The organism is Mycobacterium sp. TH-M106 (assembly GCF_057473765.1).
In genome coordinates this window covers 1-2,936 of sequence record NZ_JBYCLE010000648.1, presented here as the reverse complement: position 1 = coordinate 2,936, position 2,936 = coordinate 1, and the positions used below count along the sequence as shown (strand labels likewise).

Genomic DNA, 2,936 nt, shown 5'->3' with positions numbered 1-2,936 from the left:
CCAGCATGGGAAGATGGGACACGTGCTGCGTTGGACCACCGCCGGTGAATCCCACGGCCGTGCCCTGGTTGCGGTCGTGGAGGGCATGGTCGCTGGGGTCGCCGTCACCTCCGCCGACATCGCGGCTCAACTTGCCCGTCGCCGTCTCGGCTACGGCCGCGGCGCCCGGATGAAGTTCGAGGCCGACGCAGTGACTGTGCTCGGCGGGTTGCGGCACGGCATCACGCTGGGCGGTCCGATCGCCATCGAAATCGGCAACACCGAGTGGCCGAAATGGGAGACCGTGATGGCCGCCGACCCCGTCGACCCGGACATCCTGGCCACCGAAGGCGGCGCCCGCAATGCGCCGCTCACCCGCCCGCGGCCCGGCCACGCCGACTACGCCGGAATGCTCAAATACGACTTCGACGACGCCCGTCCGGTGCTGGAGCGGGCCAGCGCGCGGGAGACCGCCGCCCGGGTCGCCGCGGGCGCCGTCGCGCGGGAGTTTCTCAACCAGGCACTGGACGTGCAGGTGCTCTCGCACGTCATCTCCATCGGCGCGTCGGCGGCATACGACGGTCCCCCGCCGCAGCCCGGCGACCTGGCCGCGGTCGACGCGAGTCCGGTACGCGCCTTCGACAAGACCGCCGAGCAGCACATGATCGCCGAGATCGAGGCGGCCAAGTCCGACGGCGATACCCTGGGCGGGGTGGTGGAGGTCGTGGTGCCCGGGCTGCCGGTCGGGCTGGGCTCGTTCACCAGCGGCGATAACCGGCTGGACAGCCAATTGGCCGGCGCGGTGATGGGCATCCAGGCGATCAAAGGGGTAGAGATCGGCGACGGGTTCGCGACCGCCCGTCGTCGTGGCAGCCGCGCCCACGACGAGATGCACCCCGGGCCGGACGGCGTGGTCCGCTCCACCAACCGCGCGGGCGGCCTGGAGGGCGGGATGACCAACGGCCAGCCGTTGCGGGTGCGCGCGGCGATGAAGCCGATCTCCACCGTGCCGCGTGCGCTGGCAACAGTGGACATGGCCACCGGCGATGAGGCGGTCGCCATCCACCAGCGATCCGATGTGTGCGCGGTGCCGGCCGCGGGGGTGGTGGTCGAGGCGATGGTGGCGCTGGTGCTGGCACGCGCGGCGCTGGAGAAGTTCGGCGGCGACTCGCTGACCGAAACCCGGCGCAACATCGAGGCATATCGGCGCTGCGTCGCCGACCGGGAACCGGCGGGCGAGCAGGCCCGCAGATCCGGGTAGCTGACTGATGGCACCCAAGGCGGTATTGGTGGGGTTGCCGGGGTCGGGCAAGTCCACGATCGGGCGGCGGCTGGCTCAAGCGCTCGGCGTCGACATGCTCGACACCGATACCGCCATCGAGGCTGTCACCGGCCGCACCATCGCCGACATCTTCGCCACCGACGGCGAACAGGAGTTCCGCCGTATCGAGGAGAACGTGGTGCGCGCGGCGCTGGCCGAACACGACGGAGTGGTTTCGCTAGGCGGCGGTGCCATCACCAGCGCGGGAGTGCGCGATGCGCTGGCGGGTCACACCGTGGTGTTTCTGGAGATCAGCGCCGCCGAAGGGGTTCGGCGCACCGGCCGCAACACAGTACGGCCGCTGCTGACCGCAGCGGACGGAGCAAGCCGTGCCGAGAAGTTTCGCGAACTGATGATCCATCGCGTACCCCTGTACCGTCGTGCTGCGACCATCCGGGTGAACACCAACCGGCGCAACCCCCGCGCGGTGGTGCGCTACATCGTGTCCAGGCTGGAGTCCGGCGCACCGAAAATCGCAACTGCTGCCATCAGGGGTGCCTCGTCGGCTCCGCTGGCCGGAGAACTGCCCTCGCCGCAATCGTCACCAGCCACACCCGCCACCGCCGCCGCGCTGGCGGCGCGCCGGACCCGAGGACGCAGATGACCGATATCGCCGAGCCCATCACCGTTTCGGTGGCCACCGACCCGCCGTATCCGGTGGTGATCGGCACCGGTCTGCTCGGGGAACTGGCCGACCTGCTCGCCGAGCGGCACCGGGTCGCGATCCTGCACCAGCCGACACTGACGCAGACAGCGGAGGCGATCCGTAATTATTTGTCAGACAAGGGTATTGACGCTCATCGGATCGAAATCCCGGACGCCGAGGGCGGGAAGGAGCTGCCCGTTCTGGGATTCATTTGGGACGTGCTGGGCCGAATCGGAGTCGGCCGCAAGGATGCGTTGGTCAGCCTGGGCGGCGGCGCCGCCACCGACGTGGCCGGCTTCGCCGCGGCGACCTGGCTGCGCGGCATCTCGATCGTGCACGTGCCCACCACGTTACTGGCGATGGTCGATGCCGCTATCGGCGGCAAGACCGGCATCAACACCAACGCGGGGAAGAATCTCGTCGGTGCGTTCCACCAGCCGGAGGCCGTCGTCATCGACTTGGCCACCCTGGAAACGTTGCCGCCCAGGGAGATTGTGGCCGGGATGGCCGAAGTGGTCAAGGCTGGATTCATCGCCGACCCGGTGATCTTAGAACTCATCGAATCCGACCCCAAGGCCGCGGTGGACCCGGCCGGTGATGTGCTCGCAGAACTGATTCAGCGGGCGGTGACCGTCAAGGCCGAGGTGGTTGCCGCCGACGAGAAGGAATCACAGCTGCGGGAGATCCTCAACTACGGCCACACCCTGGCGCACGCTATCGAGGCCCTGGAACGGTACACGTGGCGACACGGCGACGCCGTGTCGGTGGGTTTGGTCTTCGCTGCCGAGTTGGCACGGGCCGCTGGGCGGCTCGACGACGAAACCGCCGACCGACACCGCTCCATCCTGGCTTCCCTGGGCCTGCCGGTCAGCTACCACCAGAATGCGTTGCCGGCACTGCTGGCATACATGGCCGGGGACAAGAAGACCCGAGCCGGTGTGCTGCGGTTCGTCGTCCTGGACGGACTGGCCAAGCCGGGCCGGCTGGAGG

General features: G+C 69.1%; 2 protein-coding genes and 1 pseudogene. All 3 read left to right on the top strand.

The genetic code is table 11. The features are described from left to right. Positions 1 to 22: 22 nt before the first annotated feature. Positions 23 to 1,240, top strand: a complete 1,218-nt coding sequence (aroC, locus tag AC2VOP_RS21620; protein ID WP_486962867.1) for a chorismate synthase — start codon at positions 23 to 25, stop codon at positions 1,238 to 1,240. Positions 1,241 to 1,247: 7 nt separating this feature from the next. Further along, positions 1,248 to 1,778 (top strand): annotated as a pseudogene (locus tag AC2VOP_RS21615) (shikimate kinase); the annotation flags it as partial. A gap of 122 nt (positions 1,779 to 1,900) precedes the next feature. Further along, positions 1,901 to 2,936: 3-dehydroquinate synthase (gene aroB, locus AC2VOP_RS21610; protein WP_486962866.1), on the top strand; the 1,036-nt coding region annotated here is incomplete at its 3' end.